Origin of the sequence: Pontibacter ummariensis, from assembly GCF_900188175.1 — a bacterium.
Taxonomy (GTDB): domain Bacteria; phylum Bacteroidota; class Bacteroidia; order Cytophagales; family Hymenobacteraceae; genus Pontibacter; species Pontibacter ummariensis.
In genome coordinates this window covers 1-2,228 of record NZ_FZOQ01000070.1, presented here as the reverse complement: position 1 = coordinate 2,228, position 2,228 = coordinate 1, and the positions used below count along the sequence as shown (strand labels likewise).

General features: G+C 45.7%; 2 protein-coding genes. Both read right to left on the bottom strand.

Annotation, left to right across the window (positions count from 1 at the left end; genetic code table 11):
- Positions 1-1,072: 1,072 nt before the first annotated feature.
- The gene (locus CHB92_RS25385; RefSeq protein ID WP_179223171.1) at positions 1,073-1,462 is read right to left on the bottom strand and encodes a response regulator; all 390 of its coding nucleotides are present in this window, start codon (positions 1,460-1,462) and stop codon (positions 1,073-1,075) included.
- Between the two features lie 8 nt (positions 1,463-1,470).
- Positions 1,471-2,228, bottom strand: a 758-nt coding sequence (locus CHB92_RS25380) for a sensor histidine kinase (protein ID WP_144266409.1), incomplete at its 5' end; no start/stop codon positions are given.

Genomic DNA, 2,228 nt, shown 5'->3' with positions numbered 1-2,228 from the left:
CATCAACAAGCTTGTCAGCCCCGAGGATTAAGGCGACAAAGCCCGCCAGAAGGATCAGAAAGTTCAAAGTACGTGCTTAAAGGTTAATTTGCAGGCTTAAAGCTACCCTTTTCTTAGGTTAGGACCAAAAGTTACACAAGTGTCAGACCTTGCCATCTGGAGATAGGTTGCAGGAATTCGTGCAAGGCCATCAGGCACAATGGAAAGCCCAGGTCCTTTTCTTAAGGAGAGACAGTTTTGCTAGTACCTTGGTTTGCTTTGATATACCAGCTCTATTCCAATTAAAGGGCCGGATCCACTAAGACCTTATTCTCGGAAGTGTATTCCTGTTAAAAAAACTCTGCTTCCCAGCACTATGATCCGAGTGAGAATTAAGTTATAGCCAGGCTGCTTTCTAACAGGTCGTAGTTACAACTGCCTTTCCCGGCCCCTACTCCCCGGAAACTACAGTAGGTTGAAACTGGCTGTGGCGTGTGCCTTTGGTAAGCCAAAGGTTTTATTCCCGAACTAGCACCGCTGTCGATAACCAGGTTATCAGCTGTAAAGTAACAAAGCGCAAGGAACAGGTTTATGTCAAGCCAATCAGTGAAACCAACCCTTCCACTGCCGTTAGTCGTTACCGCGCCTTTCTGTATCTGCCTGTTGAGAAAAAATGCCGTAGCCCTGGCTAGAGGGATAGAGGGAGAGAGGTAAAGGGGCTGTCATGTATAAGGAGGAATGTTAGTTCTGCTACTTACGCGTATTATTCTTTCTTCTGAACCAGCAGAAGATGCTATCGTATAAACTATTGCTTCTACTGGTTAATCCAGTACTGATTCCTATACTTTACCTTGAGTGAAAAAGGCGTCTCTTTCAAGGCGCTTTTTTCATTTTTACTTGCTATGTAGCCTTTGTAGGCTCATGGTGGGTTCTAAGCTCTACTCGTATCAAGCGAACACAACGGCATTTGCGAACATGTAAGCAGAAGCATAACAACAAAAGATCTTTCAGGTAGCATAGATACTTTACCAGGTCACCTCAGCATAGGGCAGGAGTAAGATTGCTAGAGTAGAACCAACTTTGTTGGTTTGTTTTAGTGACTTTCCTGTATATGGGCTAGAATAGCTTGAATATCCTCTCTGTCCAGGGGCTTATGGATGAACCCCTGGACTAGGTTATACTCCCGGGATTTGATGGAGTCTGACAAGTCTAGAGAAGACGTCAGAATGAAGACATGCGTATTGTTCTGTAACTTTCCTTCATAAGGGACAAGGGCATCAAGCAGTTCCCAACCACTCATAGTGGGCATGTTCAGATCCAGGAGGATGAGGTCCGGCAATTTGTCAGGAATTCGTTGAACCAGATGGCCCAGAGCCTCTTCTGGCGAATGAAAGGTGGCAACCTCGGATATCCCTTCTTTCCGAAGGGCCTGCTCTGTTAGAAAAATGCTGATGTGGTCGTCGTCGATAATATAAGAGTGCACTGATGATTTTAATTGAAATAGATTGAAAATCGGGTTCCTACGTTTACCTGGCTCTCTACCTCAATTCTTCCCTCCATTGCCTCCAGATGCGTTTTTACCAGGTAAAGTCCTATGCCTCTGCCTTCTTTGTCTGCATGAAACCGCTTGTAGAGCTTAAAGACATTACTTCCTGCCTTTTGCACATCAAAGCCGGAGCCATTGTCGGAAAATGTTATGACTTTCCCTTGTTTAGTGCTTTGGGAACAACTTACGTGCACTTGTAGCAAGCGTTCCTCAGACCGGTACTTGATGGCATTAGACAGCAAGTTGTGGAAGATACTGTGGAGGTAGGCTTTGTTCCCGCTCACGCACATGTCTTTCTCAAAATCAACAGTTATGCTGCCACCGCACTTTTGCAACGACTCTTGCAGGCCCTGGAGAGCCTGCTGATATACTTCAGCCAGGTCCACCTGCTCCCTTTCCAGTGTGTGTCTGTTATCCCGCACAGACAGGATCATGTTAATGTCCCGAAAGATCGTGTCTAAGCGGTTAGCGCTTTCCTGCATGTTTTGTACAGCTACGTCGTACACTCCCGCATTCTTATCCATGACCGTTAATAGTTTGGCAAGTCCCATCATGTTAGCCAGCGGGGCCCTGAGGTTATGGGACACGATGTAAGTGAACTGCTGCAGGTCTGAGTTTTGCCTGTAAAGGTCCTTGGTTAACTCCGAAAGAGACAACTCAGACTTTTTCAGTGCTGTAATATCGGTTTGAATAGTAACGAAAC